Genomic DNA, 2,192 nt, shown 5'->3' on the forward strand with positions numbered 1-2,192 from the left:
CCATCAGGTGACAGGCTCGGCGCGGTCTCGATCGACGGTGCAGACGTCAAGCGCACATGCTGACCAGTGGCCAGATCAGTGCGGTAAATATCCGTGTTGCCACCATTCGAAAGACTATAGATCACTTGCCGCCCATCGCGGGAAAACCGGGGGCTAAAGGCCATTTCACCCGGGGCTGTCTGCAACTGCTGGCGGCCCACATTGGCCACGTTCAACACGTTGATCCGCGGAAATCCGCTTTCGAAACTGGTGTAAAGCACGCGGTCGCCGGTGGGGGAAAAGCGGGGGGCAAGCACGATGCTGCTGCTGTCGGTCAGGAACTGCACATTCGCGCCATCAAAATCCATGATCGCAAGGCGCTTTTGGCGGTTATCTTTCGGTCCAGTCTCGGAGACGAACACAACACGGCTGTCAAAATAGCCACCCTCGCCAGTAATCCGGCTATAGACCGCATCCGCCACCTTGTGCCCCATGCGCCGCCATCCGGCAGTGGTGCCCGCAAATTGCAAACCCTGCCCCAGCTCTTGTCCAGAGAAGACATCATAGAGGCGGAATTTCACTGTCAGCTGATCCCCGTTTACGGTGACCGCCCCGACAATCAGGGCCTGCGCGTTGATCGCGCGCCAGTCTGCAAAGGCGACAGGCTGCACAAAGGAGCTGATCTGCGAAATAAAGGCCGTGGCGGGCACTTCTCGGAAAAGGCCAGTACCTGCGAGATCCTGCACAACAAGGCGCGAAATATCCGAGGCCGCTTGCTGGGCTGCAGGCGTTTCCGCTTCAAAACTGGGCACAGCAAAGGTGATCGGTTCAATCACACCATCCGTAATGGTCAGCCGCAACGGGCCAGATTGCGCCACCACCGGCCCAGCCAGCATTAAGGCCACCAAAACTGTCAAAAGTCGCTTTATCATCTTTGCCTCACTCTGCCCCATCGGAACCATGCCCGAATCTGCACTGTCTTTCTTCATTATGGCAGGGGGAAAAAACCATTTCACCTCACCTACGCGTGTCTTTGCCTATCGCAATCGCATCCCGCTGGGATCAAAGGTGATCACAACCTCTTGCCATTGGTCGTATTTGTCGGCCGGAAGCTGATAGCCCCCTGACTGACACCGCAGGATCGCGCGGCGCGCAGCCTCAAATGCGGTATTGGTGGCGCTCTGGTCGCCGTCAGATGACAGAAGGCGGACTTCATTACCAATCACGCGGCCCTCGCGATCAAGGCTAAAGCCCACCTCAACGGTCACACGTGCCGCAACCGATCCGGGATCAACGTTCCAACAGCGGTTCACCGACAAGCGGAAACTATCACGCTCGGAACCCGTCATCGGCGGACCGGCAGCAACGGCAGGGGCGTCGGTCGCACCGGCCAAAGCTGCGGCCAAAGCATCGGCAACGTCATCTTCGCGCACGGCAGGTTCCGTTTGCGTCGGTTGGGTTGGCGCAGGCTCTTGTTGCGCCGCTGCCGTTTGTTGCGGTGGTGCAGGGCGGCTTGGTCGCGTTGACGGACGCACCGATGTGGTCGGGGCCAAATCGTCAATCACAATAGCCGTCGTCGTTTCTTCAGGTGCAGTCGCCTCTTGCTCTTCGGCCACAACCTCGGCCTCGGCGCTGTTGTCCGGCACAACCTCTTCGCGCACCACATCATCCACCCGCGCATCAGGCGGAGGTGGGGCGGAAATGGTCGAAGCGACAGTGGGCGCCTGTGGCGGCGTTGGTGTCTCGCTTACCTGCACATCAGGTGTCGGTGGCGGGGTGACCGGCGGCGCAGGCTCTGCGGGGGGCGCATCCACAACTTCGGCCTGCGGCGGCGTAGGCGGTGGAGGTGGCGGCGGCGCTTCTGCTGCGGGCGGCTCTATTGGTGCAGGCGGCGGGGCAGGTTCAACAGTCGCTTCTTCTGCAGGGGGCGGCGGCGGGGTCTCTTCGATCACCGGCGGAACGGGGGCCGCCGGATCAGCCAGCCCCGGCTGGGGCGTCGTGCGGGCGCGCATCTGCTCAAATTGATCACCGGACACCAGCGAGACATCCATAGTCTGTATCTGCAACGGTTCAGACGACATCCCCCAGCCGACAATCAGCCAGCCGATCAGCCCGACATGGCCAATCCCTGAAATGATGGTGCCCGGCGTTGCCATGATTTACCCGTCAGAGCCGCCTGTGGCAGGCGGCGCGATATCGGTCACAAGACCAAT

At 60.9% G+C, this 2,192-nt stretch carries 2 protein-coding genes; both read right to left on the reverse strand.

Translation table 11 applies throughout. The annotated features are described in order from the left end of the window. On the reverse strand, nt 1-911 hold a 911-nt coding region (locus VGP75_RS09035; RefSeq protein ID WP_327543344.1), incomplete at its 3' end, for a beta-propeller domain-containing protein. 105 nt (nt 912-1,016) lie between these two features. Then, entirely contained in the window at nt 1,017-2,135 is a 1,119-nt protein-coding gene (gene tolA / locus VGP75_RS09040; RefSeq protein WP_327543345.1) for a cell envelope integrity protein TolA, read from the reverse strand. Between the last annotated feature and the right edge of the window lie 57 nt (nt 2,136-2,192).

The sequence above is a fragment of the Yoonia sp. genome (assembly GCF_036007805.1).
Lineage (GTDB): Bacteria > Pseudomonadota > Alphaproteobacteria > Rhodobacterales > Rhodobacteraceae > Yoonia.

Bases quoted from the DNA above. Each gene is read 5' to 3' on its own strand.
- tolA (WP_327543345.1), bottom strand. From the start codon at position 2,135: ATGGCAACGCCGGGCACCATCATTTCAGGGATTGGCCATGTCGGGCTG.